We start from the raw sequence: 24773 nt of genomic DNA on the forward strand, positions 1-24773 counted from the left end.
TAATCATGGCTTTTTGTCGCCAGCGGCCGGGCAAATCCGTGTGGTTTTCCACACAGGGCGGATCTGCTAGTGTGGAAACCCGCACAACGTCCGTCCGCCAGGGGAAGCATGGCCGCCACAACCGATTCGCAAGGCGCAAGGCCCGGCCCGATGCTGTGGCGGCTGCTGGTCGCGGCGACCGTGGCGCTGGCCATGCTGGCGGCCTTGGCGCTGGCCTTTCGGCTGGCCCATGGCAATGCCGCCCGCGCCCTGACCGAGCGGCTGGAGATCAGCGCGCAAAGCCGGGTGCAGACGCTGGAAAGCGTGCTGGCCAAGCAGCGCGCCGTGGCCACGGTCCTGTCCGACGATGCCGCCGTGCTGCAGGCGCTGGCCGAGCCGTCGCCGGCCAATGTCTCGCGCGTGTCGCAAAAGCTGGAACGGTTGCAGGAACAGACCAGCAGCGCGGTGATCTATCTGCTCGATCGCGACGGCGTCGCCATCGCCGCCTCGAACTGGCACGATCCCGACAGCTTCGTGGGCTCGGACTACAGCTTTCGCAGCTATTTCAGCGAGGCGCTGCTTCGCGGCGAGGCGACGCAATTCGCGCTTGGCACCGTCAGCCGGCGGCCGGGGCTCTACCTGTCCCACGACGTGCCGCAGATGGGCGAGCCCCTGGGCGTCATCGTGGTGAAGGTGGAATTCGACGCGATGGAGCAGGGCTGGGCGCAGGCGGCCGAGACCACGCTGGTCACGGACGCGGCCGGGCAGGTGATCCTGTCCAGCGCGCCGCAGTTGCGCTTTGCGCCGCTGCCGCCGATCCCGGCCGGGCAGGTCTCGGCCCGGCGCGCGGTGCCGGGCGCGGGCTGGGTGCTGTGGGTCCGTGCGCCCTCGGCCGAGGCGGTGCGGGCGGCGCTGCTGGCGGCGGGCACCGTCGGCTTCCTGTTCACGCTGCTGCTGGCCGGCGGGGTTTCCGCCGCGCGCGCCCGCACCCGCGCCGCCCGCCGCGCCGAGGCCGAGCGCCGCTATCGCGCCGACCTGGAACGCGCGGTCGAGGAGCGCACCCGCGACCTGACCGCCGAGATGCGCGAACGCCGCGCGGCCGAACAGCGGCTGGCGCAGTTGCAGGGCGAGATGGTGCAGGCCAACAAGCTGGCGACGCTGGGCCAGATCACCGCCGGCGTCGCGCATGAGGTGAACACGCCGCTGGCCACCATCCGCCTTTTGGCCGAGAACGGCCGGCAGATGCTGCCGCCGGACGCGCCCGACCTGGCCCCCGACCTGGCCGCCGACCTGGATCGCAACCTGTCGCAGATCTCGCGCATGACCGACCGCATCGCCCAGATCACCACCGAGCTGCGCGGCTTTGCCCGCAAGGCCACGGGCGAGCTGGGTCCGGTTGCGCTCAAGGATGCGCTGGATGCGGCGCTGCTGCTGACCGCCAGCCGGCGGCGGGCGCAGGACATCCGCTTGGTCCTGCCCCAGATCCCGCCCGGCCTGCGGGTCATGGCCGAGACCGTGCGGCTGGAACAGGTGCTGGTCAACCTGATCCAGAACGCGCAAGAGGCGCTGGAGGGCCGGCCCGACCCGGAAATCCGCATCGCGCTGCAGGACGACGGGCCGGTGCTGCGGCTCAGCATCTCGGACAACGGGCCGGGGCTGTCGCCGCAGATCGCCGCCCAGCTTTTCACCCCCTTCGCCACCAGCAAGCCCGAGGGGCTGGGCCTGGGCCTGGTGATCTCGCAAGAGATCGCGCGGGATTTCGGCGGCAGCCTCACGGCCGGGCCGCAGCGCCAAGGGCAGGGCGCCATCTTCCACCTCGACCTGCCGAAAGCCGCATGACCGACGCGCCCCTTGTCCGCCTTGTCGATGACGACCCCGACCTGCTCGAGGCGCAGCTGCAGGCGCTGCACCTGGCGGGTTTTCGCGCCGAAGCCTTCACCGATGCGGCCGAGGCGTTGGCCGGCCTTGGCCTCGACTGGCCCGGCGTGGTGCTGTCGGACGTGCGCATGCCCGGCATGGACGGGTTCCAGCTGTTCCAGCGCATCCATGCGCTCGATCCCGACTTGCCGGTGATCCTGCTGACCGGGCATGGCGACGTGCCGATGGCGGTCGCGGCGCTGAAGCAGGGGGTCTACGATTTCCTGACCAAGCCGGTCGGTGGCGGCACGCTGGCGGCGGCGCTGGCGCGGGCGGCCTCCAGCCGGGCCCTGGTGCTGGAAAACCGCGCCCTGCGCCGCCGCCAGCAGGACAGCGCCGCGCGCGAGACCCGGCTGATCGGGCAAAGCCCGGTCATGCAGCACCTGCGCGAGACCGTGGCGCGGCTGGCCGAGGCGGGGGGCGACGTGCTGGTCCTGGGCCCCGGCGGCTCGGGCAAGGAGACCGTGGCCCGCGCCATCCACCGCCAGAGCCCGCGCCGCGCCCGCGCCTTCGTTCCTGTCGCCTGCGCCGCGCTGGACGAGCCGCGCTTCGAGGCCGAGATGCTGGGCGCCGAGCCGCAGGGCCGCGGCCCGCGCGCGCCGGGCCGGCTCGAGGCCGCCCATCGCGGCACGCTCTACCTCGACGAGATCGACGCGCTCGCGCCCACGCTGCAGGCCCGCCTGCTGGCGCTGATCGAGGCGCGCGAGATCCAGCCCCCCGGCAGCGCCGCGCCGCGCCCGCTGGACCTGCGCGTCATCGCCTCCAGCCGCGCCGACCTGGAACGGCTGATGCGCGAGGGGCGCTTTCGCAGCGACCTTTACTATCGGCTGTCGGGCGCCGTCCTGACCCTGCCGCCGCTGGCCGAGCGGCGCGAGGACATCCCCGAATTGTTCCGGCATTTCCTGCTCGCGGCGGCGGCGCGGCTGGACCTGCCGGTGGCGCCGGTCACCGGCGCGGTCAAGGCCCGGCTGGCCGGCCATGGCTGGCCCGGCAACCTGCGCGAATTGCGGCAATTCGCCGAAAGCCATGCGCTGGGGCTGACCCCCTTCGATCCGCCGGCCGAAGGCGGCGAAGCGCCGGGCCTGTCGGACCTGGTCGCCGAATACGAGGCCGAACTGATCCGCGAGGCGCTGCGGCTGGCGCAAGGCAACGCCACCCAGGCGATGGCGCGGCTGCGCCTGCCGCGCAAGACCTTCTACGACAAGCTGGCGCGCCACGGCATCAAGCCCGCCGATTTCCGCCCCGGCTAAAGCGCCGCCAGCCGCTTGCGCAGATCCGGCATCCGCGCCAGCGTCGCGGCCAGCCGCCCGCGCCAGGACGGACCCTGCGCCATCGCCGTCTCATAGGCGTCGCGCAGTTCGTCGGGGCGCTCTTCGGCCAGCACCTCGATCAGGAACTCGGCCTGCGCCCGGTCCTTGCGCGCCTTCAGCGTATCGGGCCCGTCGCGCCGCCGGTCGGCGACGATCAGCTTGTGGATGGCATAGCGTTCGGGGCGCGGCACCTGGATCAGGAAGCCGGCGCGGTAAAGCAGCGGCACCCGGATCGGCTCGGCGATCAGGAAGTTCAGGTAATGCAGGCTCTGCGCCGAGACGCCAAGCGCCGGCAGGTCGCGCAACCCCTCGGTGCCGTCGAAACAGGGGGTCAGGAACTCGACCAGCGTCTGCTGCTCGCCCTGGCGCCAGCGCCAGACCCGCTGCCCCTCGACCGAGGGCAGAGGGGCAAAGCGCAACTCGCGAAACACCTCGGCCAGCGGCTCGATCACCTGGTCGCCCAGCACCAAGGACAGCCGCTCGAAACTGGCGATGTCGATGTCGTCGGTCATCGCCGCCTGGTCGAAGCCGATGCGCACGCCCAGCTCGCCCTCGTAGCAGCGGAAGGCCTGGGTGCCGACCAGCGTGCCGCCCAGGCGGAACACCCCCGCCCGCGCCATGGCCGAGATCACCTGCCCCGAGCCGCGGTCGGTCATCAGGCAGCCCTCGGCCCGCAGGATGCGCATCAGCCGCGAGCGTTCGCGCTGGCTCTGCTTCTCGGCCTCGCGCAGGGCCTCCAGCCGGTCCAGGCGCGCGCGCAGCTCCTCGCCATCCTCGCCGATATAGCGGTCCAGGGTGCGTTCGCCGATGCGGAAATGGTCATACCAATAGGCCCTTTGCCCGACCTTCTTCAGCCGCGGCACGCCGCGCAGCTCGCTGACCGCCGCATCCTTCAGATGCCGCAGCAGATCGGTCCAGGCCGCCACCGCCACCGGCGAAAGATGCTGCGCCACGAGACTACCCCACAGTTTATTCCTTGTGGGGCAAGGATAATCGCCCCGCGCCTACCCCACAAGAAAAAATTCGTGGGGTAAGATCGCCCCATCTTCTTCGTTCTTCAAATACTCATGCTCCCGTGCAACTCGGCGCTGCGCGGGCCGGCTCTCTGCCATGCTCGGCAACCCAGGCCAGGGCGCCTGCCAGCACCGCGTCATGGACTGCGGCGCCGATTGCCTCGCCCAGGGTGGTGTGCAGCCCGGCAAAGGCGGTGCCGCCCGCATCGCAGGCCACGGCGATGCAATCGGTGCCGGTGCCGGTGGCGCGCCCGGTCGGCAGCTCGATCCCGGCGCCGATGACGGCGGCGGTGCGGGCCTCGGCCACGATGCTCAGCGCCTCGATCATGGCGGCATCGGTCAGCCCGTCCTCGACCAGCAGGGCGATGTTGATCGTGCCATAGCTGCCGGACGGAACCATGCGGCGTCGCCCGACCCGCTCGGCATTGCCCAGGCCGACGGTGGCCAGGCAGGCCACCGGCCCGGCCTGGGCCAGCCGGTGATGGTGCAACCCGCGCGAGGTCATCATGCCCACGTCGCCGCCATGGCCGATCCGCGCCATCTCGGCCCCCAGCCAGTTCACAGCGTCCAGGTCCGGGGTCAGGTCGGCATCGCGGACCTGGCGGATCAGGATATGCCGCGCGCTGCGAAAGCCGGGGCGATGCGGGGCAAAGGACAGCACCCGCCGAACCCCGCCCAAATCGGCCACCAGCCAGGGCGGGGCCAGTCTGACCCGCAAATCCGTCCCTGCCACAGCCATCCCCCGCCCCTTGCCCCGCGCGGGCCGGGTTTGCGCCATCGCGGGGCGGCGATCAATGCCCCTTTCAGATATGCAGCGCGTGGCCAAGCGCGCGCAGGCAGGCTTCGTGCAGCGCCTCGCCGCGGGTCGGGTGGGCGTGGATGGTGCCGGCGATGTCCTCCAGCCGCGCGCCCATCTCCAGCGCCAGGGCAAAGCCGCCGGCCATCTCGGCCACGCCGGCGCCGACCGCCTGGATGCCCAGCACCTCATGCGTGTCGGGGCGGGCGGTGACGCGGACGAAGCCCGCCTCGTCGCCCGCCGTCATCGCCCGGCCGTTGGCGGCAAAGGGGAACAGGCCGGTCACGACCTCGCGCCCCTCGGCCGCGGCCTCCTCGGGGGAGATGCCGACGCTGACGATCTCGGGGTCGGTAAAGCAGACCGCCGGGATCGCCCGCTTGTCCCAGGCGCGGCGCTGGCCGGCGACCAGCTCGGCCACCATCTCGCCCTGGGCCATGGCGCGATGGGCCAGCATCGGCTCGCCGGTCACGTCGCCGATGGCCAGCACGCCGGTCATCGAGGTGCGGCAGCGCTCGTCGATGCGGATGAAGGGGCCGGCCATCTCCAGCCGCAGCCCCGCCACCCCTGCCGCGGTCGCGCGCGGGCGGCGGCCCACCGTCACCAGCACCTTGTCGGCCTGGATGTCCTCGGCCCCGTCCACCCCGGCGACGCGCAGCGCGCCGCTATCCGACAGCCCGCCGGCCCGCGCCCCGGTCAGCAGCCGGATGCCCAGCTGGGTCAGGCGCTGCGCCACCGGGCGGGTCAGTTCGGCATCGTATTGCGGCAGGATGCGCGGCGCGGCCTCGACCACAGTCACCTCGGCGCCCAGCTTGGCATAGGCGATGCCCAGCTCCAGCCCGATATAGCCGCCGCCGACCACCGCCAGCCGCCCCGGCACCTCGGTCAGCGCCAGCGCGTCGGTCGAGGAGATGACCTTGCCGCCAAAGGGCAGGGCGGGCAGCTCGATCGGTTCCGAGCCGGTGGCGATCACCAGAACCTCGGTGCGGATCTGCACCGGGCCCTCGGGCGTCTCGACCAGCACGGTCTTGCCGTCGCGAATGTTGGCCCGGCCCGTCACCAGCCGCACCCTGGCCTTGCGCAGCAGCGTGGCGACGCCGCCGGTCAGCCGCTCGACGATGCCGTTCTTCCAGGCCATGGTCGCGCCCAGGTCCAGCCGCGCCGGACCGGCCGAGATCCCCATCGAAGGGGTCGAGGAAAGCTGTTCAAGCCGATGAAATTCCTCGGCCGCGTGGATCAGCGCCTTCGAGGGGATGCAGCCCACGTTCAGGCAGGTTCCCCCCGGCGGCTCGGCATCGACCACCACCGTGTCGACGCCCAGCTGCCCGGCGCGGATGGCGCAGACATAGCCGCCGGGGCCGGCGCCGATCACCAGCAGCCTGCATTGGATCTCGCGCATCGCTCAGCCCTCCACGAAGATCAGCGCCGGGGTTTCCAGCAGCTCTTTCAGCCGCGCCACGAAGACGGCGGCGTCCCAGCCGTCGATCACCCGGTGGTCGAAGCTGCACGACAGGTTCATCATCTTGCGCGGCTCGAAGGCGGCGCCGTTCCAGAACGGCCGCACCGCCAGGCGGTTGACGCCGACGATGGCGACCTCGGGCACGTTCAGGATCGGGGTCGAGGCGATGGCGCCCAGGGGCCCCAGCGAGGTGATGGTGATGGTCGAGCCGGCAAGCTCGTCGCGCTTTGCCGTGCCCTCCTTGGCGGCCGTACCCAGCCGCGCGATCTCGGCGGCGGTGGCGCGCAGGTCCAGCGCCTCGGCATGGCGGACCACCGGCACCATCAGGCCATGGGGCGTCTGCGCCGCGATGCCCAGATGCACCCCGCCGAAGCGGCGGATCAGCCCGGCCTGGGCGTCGTAATGCGCGTTCAGCAGCGGCTGTTCATGCACGGCGCGCACGATGGCGCGGGCGATGAAGGGCAGCAGCGTCAGCCGCGTCCCCTTGCCTTGCGCATTCATCCGGCCGCGCAGATCCTCCAGCGCGGTGGCGTCCACCTCTTCGACGATGGTGATCTGGGGGATGCTGTTCGCGGCCTCCATCCGCTCGGCGATCTTGCGGCGCAGCCCGATGACGCGGATCTCCTCGACCGCGCTGTCGGGCTGCGGGCCCGAGGGCGCCGGGATGCCGCCCGAGGCGATGAAGGCGTCCAGGTCCTCGTGCCCGATCCGGCCGGCCGGACCCGAGCCGCGCACCAGCCGCAGGTCCACGCCCGCCTCGCGCGCCCGTGCCCGCACGGCGGGCGAGGCGATCGGCCTTTCGCCCTCGGGGCGCAAGGGCGCAGCCGCGAGGGTTTTCGCGGCCGGTTTCGGGGTCGGCGGCTCCGCCTCGGGCTCGGGTTCGGACTTGGGCGGCGCCTCGGCCTTGGGCTCTGCGGGTTCGGGATCGGGGGGCGCGGTCTCGGCCTGCCGCGACGACCCCTCGGCCGGCGCTGCGGCGCCCGCCTCGGCCGCGACATTGCCGGGGCCGTCCACCTCCAGCCGGATCAGCTCGGCGCCGACGGCGATCACGTCGCCGGGCTGGCCCGCCTGCCAGACCACCGTGCCGGTGACGGGCGAGGGGATTTCCACCGTCGCCTTGTCGGTCATGACCGCGACCATCGGGTCGTCCTCGCGCAGGACATCGCCGGGCTTGACCAGCCATTCGGAGATCTCGGCCTCGGCGATGCCTTCGCCGATGTCCGGCATGCGGATTGCGTGAATACCCATCTCAGGCCACCTCGACCAGTTGACGCAATGCCTCGGCCACCCGTGCGGGGCCGGGGAAATAGCTCCATTCATGCGTATGCGGATAGGGCGTGTCCCAGCCCGCCACCCGCCGGATCGGCGCCTCCAGGTGCCAGAAGCACTCGGCCTGCACCAGCGCCGCCAGTTCCGCGCCATAGCCCGAGGTCAGCGTCGCCTCGTGCAGCACCAGGCAGCGGCCGGTCTTGTTGACCGAGGCCACGATGGTTTCCATGTCCAGCGGCAGCAGGGTGCGCAGGTCGATCACCTCGGCATCGACGCCGGATTCCTCGACCGCGGCCAGCGCGACATGGACCATGGTGCCATAGGTCAGCACGGTGGCCGCCCGGCCCTGGCGGCGCAGCGCCGCCTTGCCCAGGGGGACGGTGTAATGCCCCTCGGGCACCTCGCCCAACTCGTGGCTTTTCCAGGCCGTGACCGGGCGGTCGTGATGGCCGTCGAAGGGGCCGTTGTAAAGCCGCTTCGGCTCCATGAAGATCACCGGGTCGGGATCCTCGATGGCGGCCAGCAGCAGCCCCTTGGCGTCGCGCGGGTTCGAAGGCACCACGGTCTTGAGGCCCGTGACATGGGTAAACAGCGCCTCGGGCGACTGGCTGTGGGTCTGGCCGCCGAAGATGCCGCCGCCGGTGGGCATGCGCACCACCATCGGGCAGGTGAACTGCCCGGCCGAGCGATAGCGCAGCCGCGCCGCCTCGGACACGATCTGGTCATAGGCGGGATACATGTAGTCGGCGAACTGGATCTCGACCACCGGCTTCAGGCCATAGGCCGCCATGCCGATCCCGGCGCCGACGATGCCGGATTCGTTGATCGGCGTGTCGAAGCAGCGGGTCTTGCCGTATTTCGCCTGCAAGCCCGCGGTGCAGCGGAAGACGCCGCCGAAATAGCCCACGTCCTCGCCGAAGACCACGACGGAAGGGTCGGCGCCCATCGCCACGTCCAGCGCGTCGCGGATCGCCTCGATCATCGTCATGCGTGCCATGTCAGAACCCCGCCTCGTGACGTTGCTTCAGAAGATGCGGCGGCATCTCGGCATAGACATCCTCGAACATGTCGGCGGGGCTGGGGTGCTGGCCGTGATGCAGCGTTCCGATGGCCTCGGCGCGCTTCTGCTGTTCGGTGATCTCGGCCAGGATCTCGGCCTCGGCCTGGGCGTGGCGCTCGTCGCTCCAATGGCCAAGCGCGATCAGGTGGTTTTTCAACCGCAGGACCGGGTCGCCCAGCGGCCAGGCCGTGCTTTCCTCGGCCGGGCGATAGGCCGAGGGGTCGTCCGAGGTCGAATGCCCGCCGGCGCGATAGGTGACGTATTCGATCAGCGTCGGGCCCAGGTTGCGCCGGGCGCGTTCCGCCGCCCATTTCGCCACCGCCAGCACCGCAAGGTAGTCGTTGCCGTCCACCCGCAGCGAGGGGATGCCGAAGCCATGCCCGCGCGCTGCGAAAGTGCCTGAACCTCCGCGTGCAATCCCCTGGAATGTCGAGATCGCCCATTGGTTGTTCACGATGTTCAGGATCACCGGCGCCTTGTAGGTCGAGGCAAAGACCAGCGCGGCGTGGAAATCGCTTTCCGCCGTCGAGCCGTCGCCGATCCAGGCCGCCGAGATCTTGCGGTCGCCCGAGATGGCCGAGGCCATGGCCCAGCCCACCGCCTGGATGAACTGCGTGGCCAGGTTGCCCGAGATGGTGAAGAAGCCATGCTCGCGCGAGGAATAGCAGACCGGCAATTGCCGGCCCCGCATCGGATCCTCGGCGTTCGAGAAGATCTGGTTCATCATCGCGCTGAGCGGATAGCCGGCGGCGATCAGCAGCCCGGCCTGGCGATAGGTCGGAAAGTTCATGTCGCCCGGCGCAAGCGCGCGCTGGAAGCCACAGGAAATCGCCTCTTCGCCCAGGTGCTGCATGTAGAAGCTGGTCTTTTGCTGGCGCTGCGCGTTCAGCATCCGCGCGTCGTAGATGCGCAGCGTCATCATGTGGCGCAGCCCGGTCAGCAGGTCGTCGGGGGTGATCTCCAGCGCCTCGGCCCAGGGCCCGACGGCCTGGCCCTCGCGGTTCAGGACGCGGATGATGGTGAATGCCAGGTCGCGGATCTCCTCGGGGTCGACGTCGACCGGCGGGCGGCGCACCGTGCCCGCGCGCGGGATCGCGACATGCGAGAAATCCGGCTGGCCGCCGGGCCGCACCTCGGGCTCGGGCACCACAAGGCCAAGCGGCGGATAGTCATTCGGGTCTGGCCTTTGCATCGGCACCTCCTTTGCCTTGGGGAACGGGCCGGGTTCCGGCCCTGCCGCCGCGGATGACGGGCATCCGGGCGATGCGGCACTGGCGTTCCACCCCGTTCCTCCCAAGGGGATGATGCCACAGATCGCCGCAAAATCTTCTTTCTTTGTTTTCAGCTATCAGCCAAAATGCAAAAGATTCTTCTGATAAGAACGGTAGGACATGAGCGGATCTTCTGCAACGCGCCAGCTTGACGCGATCGACCTCAGGATCTTGCGGGCGCTGAGTCGCGACGGGCGGCTGTCCAACAGCCAGCTTGCCGAAAAGGTCGGCCTGTCGCCCAGCCCCTGCTGGCAGCGCACCCGCCGGCTGGAGGCCGAGGGCGTCATCAAGGGCTACAGCGCCCTCCTGGACCAGTCCCGCCTGGGCGCCGCCGAAACCGTGATCATCGAGATCACGCTGGAACGGCACGACGACAAGGTGCTGGAGGAGTTCGGCCGCGCCATGGCCGCCATCCCCGAGGTGCAGGAGGTCTGGCTGACCACCGGTGAATACGACTACCTGCTGAAGGTCGCGGTCAGCGGCACCCGCGGATACGAGGAATTCCTGCGTCGCAAGCTTTACCGGGTGCCGGGGATCCGCAACGCCCGCTCGATCTTCACCCTGCGCTGCCTGAAGGAACGCGGCAGCATCCTGCCGCTGCTGGCCGAGGCGGACTGACGCGGCCGTCCCGGTTGCTGGATCACCGCCTCGACGCGCCATGGCCATGCCGTCCCCCTCCCTCTCTCAGCCGATGCGGATGCGGGGCGTGCCGGTCTGGTCGCGCGTCACTTCGACCTCGTGGCGGCGGTCGCCGATCATCACGCTGGCGCGGAAGCCCGGCCAATGCGAGGGCAGGGCGGGGGCCACCTCCAGCCTTTCGCCGTCCTTGATGCGCAGGCCCAGGATATGCTCGACCGCGACGCGGTGCAGCCAGCCGGCCGAGCCGGTATACCAGGTCCAACCGGCGCGGCCGATCTTTTCCTCGGCGCCATAGACGTCGGCGGCGACGACATAGGGCTCGCCGCGATAGACCTGAAGCGTGGCGGCGTCGCTGGCATGGCTGATCGGGTTGAGCAGCCGGAACACCCGCCAGGCGTCGTCGGCGCGGCCCGCCATGCACAGCGCCTGCACCATCCAGATCGCGGCATGGGTATATTGCCCGCCGTTCTCGCGCACGCCGGGCGGATAGCCCTTGATATAGCCGGGATCCTGCGGCGCATCGGCAAAGGGCGGGGTGAACAGCCGCAGCAGCATGCCGTCCTCGTCCAGCAGATGCTCCAGCGCCGCGTCCAGCGCCGGGTCGCGGCGGTCCTTGCGTCCGGCGCCCGAGATCACCGACCAGCTTTGCGCGATGGAATCGATGCGGCATTCCTGCGACGCGGCCGAGCCCAGGGGCGTGCCGTCGTCATAGATGCCGCGCAGATACCAGCCGCCGTCCCAGCCGTGCCGGTCCAGCGCGCGCGACAGCTTGGCGGCATGGGCGCGCCAGCGCTTTGCCCGCTCCTCCTCGCCGCGCGCCTCGGCCAGGGGGGCCATCATGGCGATGGTCTGGGCCAGGAACCAGCCCATCCAGACCGACTGGCCGCGCCCGGCGGCGCCGACGCGGTTCATGCCGTCGTTCCAGTCGCCGCCCAGGAACAGCGGCAGGCCCTCGGCCCCGGTGCGGGCGATGGCCAGTTCCAGCGCCAGCGCGGCATGGTCGTAGAGCGGTGCCATGCGGTCGCTGGTCTCGGGCCGGTAGAAGGCGTCGTGCTCGCCCGGCTCCAGCACGCGGCCCAGGATGAAGGGCAGGGGCTCGTCCAGGATGCTGCGGTCGCCCGTCACCTCGACATAGCGCGCCAGCGCATGGCCCAGCCAGACCACGTCGTCGGCGATCAGGGTGCGCACGCCCGCGCCGGTGCCGGGCAGCCACCAATGCTGCACGTCGCCTTCCGGGAACTGGCGCGAGCCGGCTTCCAGCAACTGGGCGCGGGCCAGCGCCGGGTCATAGACCAGCATGGCCGAGGTGTCCTGCAACTGGTCGCGGAAGCCATAGGCCCCCGAGGCCTGGTAGAAGGCCGAGCGCGCCCGGATCCGGCAGGCGATGGCCTGATAGGGCAGCCAGCGGTTCACCATCAGGTCGAAGGCCGGGTCGGGGGTCTGCACCTGCAAGCGGCCGAAGATATGCTGCCAATGCTCGGTCTGGGCGGTGGCGGCCTGCCGGGCGGTCTCGGTGCGCTCCAGCAGCGGCGGCGCTGCGGCGCCGGGCGCGGCGGCCAGGCGGAAGGTCACGTTCTGGCTTTCGCCCGGCTCGATCTCGATGCGGGTTTCCAGCATCATCACCGGGTCGCCGTCATGACGATGCACGAAGCGGCGGCTCAGCGTGGCGTCGAACCAGGCCGGCAGGCAGGCGTCGCGGTTGCGGCCCTGCCAGATCAGCCGCGACAGGCAAAGCCCCGTCACCTCGCGGTCCACCGACAGGATCATGCGTTGGCCGGCATAGTCGATGGAATAGGGGTTCTCGCATTCCACCGCCCGCGCCTCGGGCAGGTAGCGCATCTGCAGATAGGGCGCGGTCTTGGCGCGGGCGCCGCCCATCACCGGCTCCAGGAACTGCGCCACGTCCAGCGTCAGCCGCCGCGTGCCGTGGTTGGTCAGCCGCAGCCCGATCACCCGCAGCGGTGCGTCCGGGGTCAGGCTGTGCAGCGCGGTGATCTCCAGCTCGCCCGACCAGGCGGTGAACTCGGAGAAGCCGGCGCCGTGGCGGCATTGGTAAAGCGCCTCGCGCTGGCTCGACAGCGCCGCATAGGGGGTGTGGATCGCGCCAGTGCCCAGGTCGCGGATCAGGATGCCCTCGCCCGGCGGGTTGCTGACCGCATCGTTCGACCAGGGCGTCAGCTGGTGGTCGCGCGAATTGGCCGACCAGGTAAAGCCCGCGCCCTCGGCCGAGATGTGAAAGCCGAAATCGCTGCGGGCGACGACGTTGATCCAGGGGTTCGGCGTCGCCTCGCCATGGCGCAGGCGGATGACGTAATTGCCTTGCGCGTCGAAGCCGCCGGTGCCGTTCCAGAAATGCAGATCCTCGGGCGGGAAATCGCTGCGCAGCGCGGGGCGCTGCAAGGGCCGGGACGGCGCGCGGGCGATGCCGCGGCGCAGCTCGGCCGCCTCCAGCCGCTGGATCTGCCCGGCCAGGCTGCCGTTCTGGGCGTGGATCACCACGCGCGCCACGGCCAGCAGCGTGTCGCGCGTCTCGGCCGAAAGCCCGTTGGCATCGACGGCAAAGACCGAGGGGCGCGAATGCAGCAGCTGCATGCTGTGGCACAGGTTGTTCAGCGCCTCGTGCAGATGGGCGGCATAGCTTACGCGTTGTTCGTTCAGGATCACCAAGTCGCATTCGAGGCCGCGCATCCGCAGGTATTCCTGCATGCGGATCGCCTGGCGCGCCACCGGCATCAGGTCGGGGTCGTTGATGCGCAGCACCATGATCGGATTGTCGCCCGAGACCGACATCGGCCACAGCGCCGATTGCTGCCCCATGACATGGCGCACCTGCGAGGCCAGCATCTGGTTGGGATAGACCAGCAGCGCGGCATAGCGGCGGAACAGCGCCGCTTCCTCGGGGGTGATGCTGGCATGGTGCAGCTGCACCTGGCTGCGGGTCCAGGCCATCTGGTGTTCGTTGTCATAGGCGGCCTCGTCGGCCAGGTGCAGATGCGCCTCTTCCAGCGCCTCGCGGCTGGCGGCGGCGACGGTCCAGAAGGTCACGACCGCCTCTTTCCCCGGATCCAGGGTCAGCCGCCGGCTGAGCGAGAAGATCGGGTCCAGCGTATAGCTTTCGCCCGGCGCGACATCGGCCAGCAGGCCGGGATCGTCCAGCGCCTGCGGCGCGCGGATCGAACGGCCGCGGCCGATGAACAGCCGCCGGTCGGTGGCCGCGCCGTCGGGCACGCCGGCCCCGGCGCTCAGGTGCATCAGGTGGCGGTCGGGGTCGTGCGGGTTGCGCTTGTTGCGGCGGGCGAAGATGCGGCCGCGATCCGGCTGGGCCTCGGTCGCGACGAACATGCGCGAGAAGGCGCTATGGGCGCGGTCGGCGTCGTTCTGGTCCAGCACGATCTCGCCATAGCTGGTCAGCGCCAGCTGGCGCGGCCGGTCCGACAGGTTGCGCAGCTTGACCCGCGCGCCGCGCGCGTCCAGGTCGTCGGACAGGATCACCTCGGTCTCGCAATGGATGCCCTCGCCCAGGGCGGCGAAATTCGCCTTGTAGTCGAACAGCCGCGTCGCATAGCCGATCTCGGGGTCGAAGCCGGGCGCGGCGGTGGCCGACCACCAGCGCCCCGAGGCGAGGTCGCGGATGAACAGGAACTCGCCCCAGACGTCCGCCGCCGGGTCGGGCCGCCAGCGGGTGATGGCGGTGCCGTCCATGCGCAGCCGTCCCGCGCCGCTGGCATCGAGCAGCATCGACAGCCGCCCGTTCGACATGACTGCGACGGTATGGGGCGCCGCGGCGGCATCGGCCACCTCGACGATCTCGGTCTGGCCCAGTTCGGACGGGCCGGGCAGGCGGCGGCGCACCGTCTCGCGCAAGAGCGGCGAGACCTCGCGCGGGGTTTTTTGCTGCAAGAGCGTCGAGACGCTTTCGATCACCGGGTCGGCATTGAAGCGGTTGCGGTGCAGCCCGTCCATCAGGCAATTGGCAATAGCGATCAGGCTCATGCCCTGGTGATGCGCCATCACGCTGCGCACCACGGCGCATCGGTGCCCCTGCGGCAGCCGCGAGGGGGTGAAGTCCACCGCGTCGAAAAAGCCGTATTCGCCGCGCGCGCCCAGGTCCGCCAGCCGACGCAGGTTCTTCAGCGCGCTGCGCGGGCGGAAGCCGGCGGCGATGAAGCTGGCATAGGGCGCGACCACCTGGTCGTCGCGCAGCCAGCGCCGCAGGGCCAGCTCCGACACCCCGAAGGCGTAATACTGATAGTTCATCTGCGCGTCGCGGGCGTTATAGGCGCTTTCCGACACGCCCCAGGGCCGGCCTGCGCGCCAGCCGTCGCGGATCTGCGCCTCGACCGCCACGTCGCAGGAACTGTGCAGGATCGAGCCGGGCGGCTCGTCCATCACCAGGGGCGCCATCAGGTATTCGAACATCGAGCCCGACCAGCTGACCAGCGTCGAGCCATAGGGCATCACCGTCATCGGCCGGCCGAGCCGGTTCCAGTGCTCGGTCGGCAGGTCGCCCTTGGCGATGGCGAAAAGCGAGGCGAGCCGCGCCTCGGAGGCCAGCAGGTCGTAGAAGGACTGGTCCGGCGCGCCCTCGACGCAATTGTAGCCGATGGCGAGCAGCTGGCGCTCGGGGTCCAGCAGGAAGGCGAAATCCATCTCGAAGGCGAAGGCGCGGGCGCGTTCGGCCAGCGCCGCCATGCGCCGGGCCGCGACGGCGACCTCCTCGGGGTCGATGCGGCCCAGCCCCTCCATCTTGTCGCAGGTCGAGACCAGCCGGCTCGTCCACCAGTCCAGCTCGCGCGCGGCTGCGGTGGGGATCTCGGTGACAAGGCCCTGGATCAGCACCTGCAGGTTGGCGGCGGCGCGGGCGTGGCTTTGCACATGCAGGGGCGCCAGGTGCGGCGCCTGGGCGCTGGCCATGCTGTGCCACAGGGCGGTGATGCGTTCCTCGATGCGGTCGCGCAGCGGGTTGAGGCTGCGCCGCTCGCGCGGGATGGCCGCATGCAGGCGGCGCATCAGCGACAGGATGTCCACCGCCCCCGACAGTTCCGGCAACAGGTAGAGCGCCGGGTTGCGCGCCCATTCCTTGAGCGTCGAGGACAGGGTGATCAGATGCCCGGCCAGGTTGCCGCTGTCCACCGCCGAGACATAGCGCGTGCCCAGGGGTTGCAGGCTGTCGGTCGCATACCAGTTGTAGAGATGGCCGCGATGCCGCTCCAGTCGCTCGATGGTGGTCAGCGTGGCCTCGATCCGGTCCAGCGCCTCGCCCAGGGTGATCCAGCGGAACTCGTGCGCGGTCACGGTCGAAAGCAGGTAAAGCCCGATATTGGTGGGCGAGGTGCGTTCGGCCAGCTTGGGCTGCGGCTGGTCCTGGTAATTGTCGGGCGGCAGGTGGTTGGTGCCGGCATCGACGAAGGTTTCGAAAAAGCGCCAGACCAGCCGCGCCTCGGCCCGCCATTCCAGCCGCTCCTCGGCGGTCAGGGGGCGGGCGCCCTCATGCTCGATCGGGCGGGCGCTGACCCAGGCGATCAGCGGCGCGCCCATCCACAGCACGCCCAGCACCAGCGCCGGCGCCAGATTCTCGGGGCGCAGCAGTGCCGCCAGCGCGACGAAGCCAAGCGCCAGCGCCAGCCCGCCGCGCATCAGCAGGAAATGGCCGGGCAGCGTCTCGTGCGCGCGGCGGGCCACGGCGTCGGCGGTGGTCCATTCCAGCAGGTGCCGCCGCGATACATAGACCCGGCACAGGCTGCGCACCATCGCATCGACCATGCTGAAGGCCATCTGCGGCAAAAGCGTCAGCCGCATCATGAAGGCGGTGATCTGGTCCATTAGCTCGTTGCCGATGACCAGCATGTGCCGCAGCCGCGCCACGCCGGACTGGCGCGGCATCAGCCCCATCAGCCAGCCCAGCAGCTGCGACAGCCCGACCGAGACGCCCAGCAGGCCCAGCCAGAACAGCGCATCGGCATGGGGCAGGCCGATCACCGCCACCAGCCCCGCCAGCATCAGCGAGACCGGCAAGAGGCTGCGGCGCAGGTTGTCCACGATGCGGAACCGCGCCAGCGCATCCAGCCCGTTGCGCAGGTCCAGCAGATAGGGCAGCAACTGCCAGTCCCCGCGCGCCCAGCGGTGCTGGCGCGCCAGGTCCACGTCGAAGCGCTTGGGATATTCCTCGATGAAGTTCACGTCGGTCGCCAGGGCCGCGCGCAGCCAGGCGCCCTCGATCAGGTCGTGGCTGAGGACCGAGTTCTCGCGGATGCCGTCCTGGGCGGCGGTGGCGAAGGCATCGACGTCGTAGATGCCCTTGCCGGTATAGGTACCCTGGCCGAACAGATCCTGGTAAAGGTCCGAGACGGTGAAGACATAGGGGTCGAGCCCCTTGTCCTGCGACAGGATGCGCTGGAAGGGCGAGGTCTGGCTGCCGTGCTTCAAGAGCGAGGTGACGCGCGGCTGGATCAGCCCGTGGCCGCGGACGATGCGCTGCCGCGCCGGGTCGTAGACCGGGCGGTTGACCGGATGCGCCATCATGCCGACCAGCATCCGCACCGTGTCGCGCGGCATCCGCGTGTCTGCGTCCAGCGTCACCACATAGCGGATGCCCTCGGGCGGGCGCGGGCCGGTATCGACGAAGCTGGTGTCGGGGCTGCCGCGCAAGAGCGCGTTCAGCTCGACCAGCTTGCCGCGCTTGCGCTCCCAGCCCATCCAGACGCCCTCGGCCTCGTTCCATTGCCGGCGCCGGTGCAGCAGGTAGAAGCGCCGCCCGGTATGGGCGTATTTCTCGGCCAGCGCGGCGATGCCCTGGCGGGCATAGGCCAGCAACTCGGCGTCGCGCGGCGTCGTCTCCTCGGCCGCGTCGGTGAAATCCGTAAGCAGCGCGAAGCTGAGCGCCGGGTCGGGATTCGCAAGGTAATGCACCTCGAGATTGCTCAGCAGGTCGTCGATGGTGTCGAGGCTGGTCAGCAGGCAGGGGATCGCGACCAGCGTGGCATGGTCGGGCGGGATCCCGTCCTTGAACCCATAGGCGGGCAGCTGCGCCGGCGCGATCAGCCGGCTGGCGACGAAGCGCAGGAGCGCCAGCCCCGCATCGAGGAAGGCCGCCAGCGACAGCACGATCAGCGTGGCGGCCAGGAAGCCGCCGGTCTGCGCCGGCACATAGGTCAGGCACAGCGCCACGGCCAGCAGCATCAGGGCCGCCAGCGGCAGGATCAGGCTGAGGATGCCGTGGCGGCGCGCCAGACGCGCCAGCCGCTCGCGCCAGACCGGGCGATAGCCGCAATCCGCCTCGAAGCGCGGCGCGTCGTCGCCCAGCAGCACGACCGAGACCGGGATGTCCCGCCGCCCGGCCGCCGCCAGCGCGCGCTCGGCCACCTCGGGCTCGGCCAGGGCGGAATGGCGGGCGATCATCTCGATGCGGTTGCGGATCGCGTTGCGGGTCTGGGGGGCGAGGCGCTGGTGGTCGGGATCCTCGCGCAGGATCGCCTCGGTGCGGCTGGTGGCCTCGAACCATTCGCGCCAGTTGATTTCGTCCAGGCGCTTCAGCGCGCGGATGATATGGGCGGCGGTGACGTTGTTCGCGGTCTGGCGGGTCTGCTCGCCGGCCATCACCTGCTCGGCGGTGCGGCCCTGGGCGGCAAGCCGGCGGGCAAGCTGTTCGGTGATGGCATGGGTGCGGTCCAGGCCGGCATGGACGCGATAGATCACCTGCGCCACGAAGGCCGCGTTCTGCAAGGCCGGGCCGGGCACCGCCTGGTCGAAATCCGCCGGGCCCGGCTCGTCCATGGCCATCAGCCGGTCCATGGCGGCATTGGCCTCGCGCCGGCCGCGGCGCGCGCGCTCGGTCTCGTCGCTCAGCCGCAGCATGCGCAGCAAAAGCGCATAGCGCAGCATCGAGGGCAGCGACCACAGCTCGCCGATGGTCAGCCAGTCCACCTGCTGCGCCCCGGCGATGAAATCGGCAAAGCTGCGTTCGCGCAGGTCGCCGTCGGTCATCGCGGCATAGTCCCAGGCCAGGGCCAGCACCCGCGGGATCGGCTCGGCCACCGGCTGGAACTGCCCGCGCGGCAGCGAGCGCAGGAAGGCCGGGCTGAGGTCGCGGGTCAGGTGGCGATAGGTCTCGGCGATGGTGTGGTAGTTGTCCAGCAGCCAGCGCGTCGCGGTGGTGATATGTTCGCTTTCGGCATCGGCCCTCAGCGCGGCCTGATACAGCAGGCGCTGGTCCCGCGCCGCCTGCCCCAGCTCGAAGCGCGCGGCGCGGGGGTCGAAGCCGGGGATTTGCAGCCGCTGCTGCTCCAGGACCGCGCGCCCGGCCGCCTCGAAGACCGAGGCCGCGGTGGCCCCCATTCCGCCGCCCTCCGGGTTTCCGACACCGGCCCCGTCTGCCTGCATGTTCCGTCTCCGTCCCGTCGCTTCCCGCTAAGGAAGGGCCTGGGCGGCGGCAGGGTTCCCAAAAACCTGCACGCATCGCCCCGCGACACGGCATTGCCCGCCATCCGGGCAGGGCGGCATCACGGATCTGACACCGAGCTGCCGCATCGCTGTCACCTGCCCAGCCTAAAGCCACCACATCGCGACGACAAAGGATTTCGAACCATGCGCCTTGGCCTTGCCCTGCTTGCCTGCACCATCGCCGCCCCCCTTGCCCCCGCCGCCCTGGCCGAAGAGATCTTTCCGGCCCGGCTGGCGGGCCATGCGGTCCTGCCCGCCCTGACCATGGTGCCGCCGCCGGCGGATGCCCCGCGCGAGCTGTGGCTGTCGGGCCGCTTTACCGGCGCGGCGCGCAACGACGCGCCGATGTCGGTCGAGGGCGATACCGGCCCGACCTATGGCAGCCACAAGACCGGCATCGCGCTGCCCTTCCTGGGCCAGCCGGTGCAGGGCATGTCGGGTTTCGCCATGAACCGGGCCCCGGACGGCAGCTGGTTTTCCCTGACCGACAACGGCTTCGGCACCAAGGCCAACAGCCCCGACGCCATGCTGTTCTTTCACCGCATCGCGCCCGATTTCGCCGCCGGCACGGTCGAGCGGCTGGAGACCGTGTTCCTGCGCGACCCCGACCGCAAGGTGCCCTTCCGCATCGCCAACGAGACGACCGAGGGCCGCTATCTGACCGGCGCCGATTTCGACCCCGAAAGCATCCAGTATCTGGACGGCGAGATCTGGATCGGCGACGAGTTCGGTCCCTCGATCCTGCGCGTGGCCATGGACGGGCGGGTGCTGTCCGTCCACCGGACCCTGCTGGAGGGCAAGGCGCTGGCCGGCCCCGACACGCCCGGCGTCGCCGTGCCCGCCCAGCCCGGCAAGGATTTCCGCGTCCAGCGCTCGGGCGGCTACGAGGGCATGGCGCTGCAACCGGGCACCGGCCTGCTTTGGGCGATGCTGGAAAAGCCGCTGCTGGGCGACGACGGCCAGCCCGAGGGCGATTTCCTGCGGGTGATGACCTTCGACACCGGCAAGGCCGACTGGACCGGCGACAGCCATCGCTTCAGGCTGTCCGAGGGCGCGACGGCGATCGGCGACTTCAACTTCATCGACGAGACCCGCGCCCTGGTGATCGAGCGCGACAATGGCGAAGGCGACGCCGCCCGCGCCTGCCCCGAGGGCGCGGCGGACCTGTCGGCCTGCTATCCGCTGCCCGCGCGGGTCAAGCGGGTGGTGCTGGTCGATACCGCCAGCCAGGATGCCGAGGGCTATCTGCGCCGCATCGGCCATGTCGACCTGCTGGACATCGCCGACCCGGACGGCAAGGCGCTGCCGGGCCTTGCGGCCGAGGAGGGGAAGTTCACCTTCCCCTTCTTCACCATCGAGGACGTGGCGCGGGTCGATGCCGACCACATCATGCTGGCCAACGACAACAACCTGCCCTTCTCGGGCGGGCGGCGGATCGGCGCGGCGGCGGACAACGAATTCATCCTGCTGTCGGTGCCGGAACTGCTGGCGGCGAAATAGCCGCGCCGCGCCGGCGGCTTGGACAGGTTCACGCCGGGAAGCCTTGCAGCCGTTCGGCGCAGCAGGACCGGGCGATCGCGTGCCGGGATGCCGGCCGCCGATCCTGAACGGGCGGGCAGGGATCATGGCCATGCATTCGGCTGTTACCTTATCGGCCTCTTGGCCGCGGCGCTCCTTATCTGTCGATAGCGGGAATCCGATAGCGCCGCGGGGGTGGCGGATGACGTAGTTTTTCTAATGCCTCACGCCTGAACATTCTCCTTTGCGGCGGGACGGCCGGCTGCCCTACCACTAGGTGGACAAAAGCCCGCGCAGAGGAGGCCGCGACATGACACCCCGCCTGGTTCTTGAAGGCATTTACACGCCTGTGATCACGCCGTTCCAGGGGGATGGCTCGATTGATTTCGACGCTTTGGGCGATCTGGTCGAGCGGTTGGTGGCTGCGGGGGTGCACGGGTTGATCTCGGGCGGCTCGACCGGCGAGAACTATGCCGAGACGGTCGAGGAGCGGCTGGAGCTGGCCCGCTTCATCACCGAGCGCGCCGACGGCCGGCTGCCGGTCATCGTCGGCACCGGCGCCATGCGCACCCCCGATTCCATCGCGCTGGCCCAGGGCGCGCGCGAGATGGGCGCCGATGCGATCCTGCTCGGCACGCCGCCCTATTCGGTGCCGACCGAGGCCGAGAACGCCGCCAACGCGCTGGCAATCGACCGGGCCGCCGGCCTGCCGGTGATCCTCTACAACTACCCCGGCCGCATGGGCGTCAGCATGGGGCGCGCGTTCCTGGATATCGTCGGCCAGTCGCCGAACGTCATCGGCATCAAGGAAAGCTCGGGCGACGTGAACCGCATCCACACGCTGGCCTGCGACTATCCGCAGATCCAGCTGAGCTGCGGCATGGACGACCAGGCGCTGGAATTCTTCGCCTGGGGGGCGCGCAGCTGGATCTGCGCCGGCTCGAACTTCCTGCCCGAGGAGCATGTGGCGCTTTACGAAGCCTGCGCCGTGCGCGGCGATTTCGCCCAGGGCCGGCGCATCATGACGGCGATGATGCCGCTGATGGCGGTGCTGGAACAGGGCGGCAAGTTCATCCAATGCGTCAAGCACGGGGTCGAGACCACCGGCCTGCGCGCCGGGCCGATGCGCCCGCCGCTGCAGGGGCTGAACGACGGCGAAAAGGCCGAGCTGGAAGGCGTGATCGCCACGCTGAAGACCGCCGTCCAGGCCATTGTCGAGGGGAAGTGAGATGACCGATCTGCTGAGCACCGAGGATTACAGGGCCATCGCCGCCGGGCTGTCTTTCCCGACGCAGGCCTTCATCGACGGCGCCTTCCGCCCGGCGCTGTCGGGCAGGACCTTCGCCACCACCAACCCGGCGACGGGCGAGGCGCTGGCCGAGATCGCCGCCTGCGACGCGCAGGACGTGGACCTGGCCGTGGCCGCCGCCCGCGCCGCCTTCGAGGACGGGCGCTGGTCGCGCCTGCATCCCGGCGAGCGCAAGGAGGTGCTGTTGCGCCTGGCCGCGCTGATGCAGGAACACGCCCGCGAACTGGCGGTGCTGGAAAGCCTGGATGCCGGCAAGACCATCTTCGACTGCGAAACCGTCGACGTGCCGGAGACCATCCATGTCATCAAATGGCACGCGGAACTGATCGACAAGATCTACGACCAGGTCTCGCCCGCCTCGGACAACCATATCGCCATGGTGGTGCGGGAACCCGTGGGCGTGGTCGGGCTGGTGCTGCCCTGGAACTTCCCGCTGCTGATGCTGGCCTGGAAGATCGGCCCGGCGCTGGCCGCCGGCTGCTCGGTGGTGATGAAGCCCGCGGGCGAGACCACGCTGACCGCGCTGCGGGTGGCGGAACTGGCGGCCGAGGCCGGGCTGCCGGCGGGGGTTTTGAACATCGTCACCGGCTCGGGCCGCGAGGTGGGCGAGCCCTTGGGCCGGCACGCGGACGTGGACATGGTCAGCTTCACCGGCTCGACCGCGACGGGTCGGCGGTTCCTGAACTATTCGGCCGACAGCAACCTCAAGGAGGTGGTGCTGGAGCTGGGCGGCAAGAACCCCTGCATCGTGCTGGACGATGCCGAGGATCTGGACGCGGTGGCGGCGCATGTGGTGAACGGCGCGTTCTGGAACATGGGCCAGAACTGCTCGGCCGCCAGCCGCCTGATCGTGCAGCGCGGCATCAGGGACCGGCTGCTGGAGAAGGTCCGGGCCGAGGCGGCCGGCTGGCTGGTGGGCGATCCGCTGGATCCGGCGAACCGCGTCGGCCCGCTTGTCTCGAAGGCGCATTTCGACAAGGTCAGCAGCTATCTGGATGCGGCGAAATCGGAAACCGTGCTGGTCGGCGGCAATGTCGTCAGCCCCGGCTTCATCGAGCCGACCATCGTGGAGACCGCGCGCGATTCCCGGCTGGCGGTGGAGGAGATCTTCGGCCCGATCCTGACGGTGATCGTGGTGGACAGTTTCGAGGAGGCGATCGCGGTCGCCAACGACACCGACTACGGGCTTGCGGCCTCGATCTTCTCGGCCAATGGCAAGCGGGCGTTGCGCGGGGCGCGGGCCTTGCGGGCGGGCACGGTGACGGTGAACAGCTTCGGCGAGGGCGACGTCACCACCCCCTTCGGCGGCTACAAGCAATCGGGCTTCGGCGGCCGCGACAACAGCGTCCACGCCCACGACCAGTACACCCAGCTCAAGACAATCTGGATCGACCTCAACCAGCAAGACGCGAGCCTGGATTGACATGGGCAGCCATCGGGCGATTCGCACCCCGGTCCTGAACGGCCCCGCCGGGTGGAATGCGATCCTGCCCCCCGCCGCGCCCCGCGCGCGGCTGGAAGGGCAGGCGGGCTGCGACGTGGCGATCGTCGGTGGCGGCTTCGCGGGGCTTTCGGCCGCGCGGCGGCTGCACCAGATCGACCCGTCGCTGGACGTGGTGATCCTCGAGGCATCGCGGATCGCCGAGGGCGGCACCGGGCGCAACTCGGGGTTCATGATCGACCTGCCGCATGAGCTGACCTCCAGCGATTATGCCGGTTCGGGCGACAGCCACGACCGGCAGCTGACCGCGCTGAACCGCCATGCCATCGACTTCGCGGCGCAGGCGGTGGCGGAATACGCCATCCCCGAGGGCTGGTTCCAGCGCGCGGGCAAGATCAACGCCGCCGCCTCGGCCCCCGGCCTGGCGGCGAATGAAAGCTATGCCAGGCACCTGCGCGACCTGGGCGAGGCGCATGAGATGCTGGACGCCCAGGCCATGCGCGAGATCACCGGCACCGGCTATTACCAGGGCGGGCTTTACACCCCCGGCACGGCGATGATCCAGCCGGCCGGCTATGTGCGCGGGTTTGCCGCCGGGCTGGAACGGGCGGGCGTGCGCATCCACGAGGATTCGCCCGTCACCCGGATCGAAAGCAATGCGCAGGGCTGGCGGCTGGAGACGGCGCAGGGCTCGGTCCAGGCGCAAAGGGTGGTCATGGCCAACAACGGCCATCTGGAAAGCTTCGGCTTCAAGCGCGGGCGGCTGATGCACATCATGCTGAACGCCTGCATGACCGAGGAGCTGTCGCCCGAGGCCCTGCGCGCGCTTGGCGGCCATGAATGCTGGGGCGCGACGCCGGCCGACCCGATGGGGACCACCGTGCGCCGGATCGGCCCGGCCCAGGGCGGCAACCGCATCGTGATCCGGCAGGGCGGCTATTACCGGCCGAACATGCAGACCAGCGCCGGCGACCTGTCGCGGCTGGTGGAGCATATGCGGCGGAAATTCGACGCGCGTTTCCCGATGCTGAAGGGGCTGCGCTTCGAATATTGCTGGTCGGGGCATCTGTGCCTGTCCAGGAACGGCGTCTCGGTCATGCGCGAGCTGGAGCCGGGCCTGTTCGCCGCCTGCGTGGACAACGGGCTGGGCACCACCCGCAGCACGCTGACCGGGATCGGCGCGGCCGAGATGCTGTGCGGCCAGTCGAGCACGATCACCGCCTTCTTCACCGCCGAGGCCGAGCCCTCGCGCCTGCCGCCGCATCCTTTCGACACCATCGGCGCCAATGCTTATATGCGCTGGAAAGAATGGCAGTCCCGGCTAGAATGACGCCCTGTCCAAGGGAAAGCGTCACT

At 70.2% G+C, this 24773-nt stretch carries 14 protein-coding genes; 7 read left to right on the top strand and 7 right to left on the bottom strand.

The genetic code is table 11. The features are described from left to right. Positions 1 to 108 precede the first annotated feature (108 nt). Both KF941_RS23110 and KF941_RS23115 read left to right on the top strand, forming a co-directional pair. A complete protein-coding gene (locus KF941_RS23110; RefSeq protein WP_214274676.1) occupies positions 109 to 1818 on the top strand; it encodes an ATP-binding protein in 1710 nt (569 codons plus the stop codon). Beyond that, a complete protein-coding gene (locus tag KF941_RS23115) occupies positions 1815 to 3146 on the top strand; it encodes a sigma-54 dependent transcriptional regulator (protein WP_214274677.1) in 1332 nt (443 codons plus the stop codon). Before KF941_RS23110 ends, KF941_RS23115 begins: the two co-directional genes overlap by 4 nt. Here the strand turns inward: KF941_RS23115 and KF941_RS23120 are convergent. The 6 genes from KF941_RS23120 to KF941_RS23145 form a co-directional block, all read right to left on the bottom strand. Beyond that, positions 3143 to 4159, bottom strand: a complete 1017-nt coding sequence (locus KF941_RS23120; protein ID WP_214274678.1) for a GSU2403 family nucleotidyltransferase fold protein — start codon at positions 4157 to 4159, stop codon at positions 3143 to 3145. The genes KF941_RS23115 and KF941_RS23120 overlap by 4 nt on opposite strands. Before the next feature lie 112 nt (positions 4160 to 4271). Then, complete coding sequence (locus KF941_RS23125; protein ID WP_072462661.1) at positions 4272 to 4958, bottom strand: adenosylcobinamide amidohydrolase; 687 nt, start codon at positions 4956 to 4958, stop codon at positions 4272 to 4274. Positions 4959 to 5022: 64 nt separating this feature from the next. Continuing rightward, positions 5023 to 6411, bottom strand: coding sequence for a dihydrolipoyl dehydrogenase (gene lpdA, locus KF941_RS23130; RefSeq protein WP_036755268.1), 1389 nt, complete (start codon positions 6409 to 6411; stop codon positions 5023 to 5025). Between the two features lie 3 nt (positions 6412 to 6414). Next, positions 6415 to 7719: a dihydrolipoamide acetyltransferase family protein gene (locus tag KF941_RS23135; protein WP_214274679.1), complete on the bottom strand. Its 1305-nt coding sequence runs from the start codon at positions 7717 to 7719 to the stop codon at positions 6415 to 6417. Between the two features lies 1 nt (position 7720). Further along, on the bottom strand, positions 7721 to 8737 hold the full coding sequence (locus tag KF941_RS23140) for an alpha-ketoacid dehydrogenase subunit beta (RefSeq protein ID WP_214274680.1): 1017 nt from the start codon (positions 8735 to 8737) through the stop codon (positions 7721 to 7723). 1 nt (position 8738) lies between these two features. Next, a complete protein-coding gene (locus KF941_RS23145; RefSeq protein ID WP_214274681.1) occupies positions 8739 to 9992 on the bottom strand; it encodes a 3-methyl-2-oxobutanoate dehydrogenase (2-methylpropanoyl-transferring) subunit alpha in 1254 nt (417 codons plus the stop codon). Between the two features lie 199 nt (positions 9993 to 10191). Here KF941_RS23145 and KF941_RS23150 point away from each other — a divergent pair, with 199 nt between their 5' ends. After that, the gene (locus KF941_RS23150) at positions 10192 to 10689 is read left to right on the top strand and encodes an Lrp/AsnC family transcriptional regulator (protein WP_036755259.1); all 498 of its coding nucleotides are present in this window, start codon (positions 10192 to 10194) and stop codon (positions 10687 to 10689) included. A gap of 66 nt (positions 10690 to 10755) precedes the next feature. On the opposite strand, the gene KF941_RS23155 is transcribed toward KF941_RS23150, so the two are convergent. Further along, a complete protein-coding gene (locus tag KF941_RS23155) occupies positions 10756 to 19044 on the bottom strand; it encodes a glucoamylase family protein (protein WP_240540597.1) in 8289 nt (2762 codons plus the stop codon). Between the two features lie 249 nt (positions 19045 to 19293). Here KF941_RS23155 and KF941_RS23160 point away from each other — a divergent pair, with 249 nt between their 5' ends. The 4 genes from KF941_RS23160 (at position 19294) to KF941_RS23175 (ending at position 24747) form a co-directional block, all read left to right on the top strand. Next, a complete protein-coding gene (locus KF941_RS23160) occupies positions 19294 to 20649 on the top strand; it encodes an esterase-like activity of phytase family protein (RefSeq protein ID WP_214274683.1) in 1356 nt (451 codons plus the stop codon). A gap of 328 nt (positions 20650 to 20977) precedes the next feature. Continuing rightward, positions 20978 to 21895, top strand: coding sequence for a dihydrodipicolinate synthase family protein (locus KF941_RS23165; RefSeq protein ID WP_214274684.1), 918 nt, complete (start codon positions 20978 to 20980; stop codon positions 21893 to 21895). Position 21896: 1 nt separating this feature from the next. Continuing rightward, positions 21897 to 23399 carry an aldehyde dehydrogenase gene (locus KF941_RS23170; protein WP_214274685.1) on the top strand — a complete coding sequence of 501 codons (1503 nt, stop codon included), beginning with the start codon at positions 21897 to 21899 and terminating at the stop codon, positions 23397 to 23399. Between the two features lies 1 nt (position 23400). Beyond that, on the top strand, positions 23401 to 24747 hold the full coding sequence (locus KF941_RS23175) for an FAD-binding oxidoreductase (protein WP_140848996.1): 1347 nt from the start codon (positions 23401 to 23403) through the stop codon (positions 24745 to 24747). The last annotated feature ends 26 nt before the right edge of the window (positions 24748 to 24773 follow it).

Source organism: Paracoccus sp. pheM1 (assembly GCF_018499825.1).
Classification (GTDB): Bacteria; Pseudomonadota; Alphaproteobacteria; order Rhodobacterales; family Rhodobacteraceae; genus Paracoccus; species Paracoccus versutus.

Excerpts from the sequence above, each read along its gene's own strand:
- KF941_RS23110 (WP_214274676.1), top strand. The coding sequence starts at position 109 with ATGGCCGCCACAACCGATTCGCAAGGCGCAAGGCCCGGCCCGATGCTG.
- KF941_RS23115 (WP_214274677.1), top strand. The coding sequence starts at position 1,815 with ATGACCGACGCGCCCCTTGTCCGCCTTGTCGATGACGACCCCGACCTG.
- KF941_RS23125 (WP_072462661.1), bottom strand. The coding sequence starts at position 4,958 with ATGGCTGTGGCAGGGACGGATTTGCGGGTCAGACTGGCCCCGCCCTGG.
- lpdA (WP_036755268.1), bottom strand. The coding sequence starts at position 6,411 with ATGCGCGAGATCCAATGCAGGCTGCTGGTGATCGGCGCCGGCCCCGGC.
- KF941_RS23135 (WP_214274679.1), bottom strand. The coding sequence starts at position 7,719 with ATGGGTATTCACGCAATCCGCATGCCGGACATCGGCGAAGGCATCGCC.
- KF941_RS23140 (WP_214274680.1), bottom strand. The coding sequence starts at position 8,737 with ATGGCACGCATGACGATGATCGAGGCGATCCGCGACGCGCTGGACGTG.
- KF941_RS23145 (WP_214274681.1), bottom strand. The coding sequence starts at position 9,992 with ATGCAAAGGCCAGACCCGAATGACTATCCGCCGCTTGGCCTTGTGGTG.
- KF941_RS23150 (WP_036755259.1), top strand. The coding sequence starts at position 10,192 with ATGAGCGGATCTTCTGCAACGCGCCAGCTTGACGCGATCGACCTCAGG.
- KF941_RS23155 (WP_240540597.1), bottom strand. The coding sequence starts at position 19,044 with ATGGGGGCCACCGCGGCCTCGGTCTTCGAGGCGGCCGGGCGCGCGGTC.
- KF941_RS23160 (WP_214274683.1), top strand. The coding sequence starts at position 19,294 with ATGCGCCTTGGCCTTGCCCTGCTTGCCTGCACCATCGCCGCCCCCCTT.
- KF941_RS23165 (WP_214274684.1), top strand. The coding sequence starts at position 20,978 with ATGACACCCCGCCTGGTTCTTGAAGGCATTTACACGCCTGTGATCACG.
- KF941_RS23170 (WP_214274685.1), top strand. The coding sequence starts at position 21,897 with ATGACCGATCTGCTGAGCACCGAGGATTACAGGGCCATCGCCGCCGGG.
- KF941_RS23175 (WP_140848996.1), top strand. The coding sequence starts at position 23,401 with ATGGGCAGCCATCGGGCGATTCGCACCCCGGTCCTGAACGGCCCCGCC.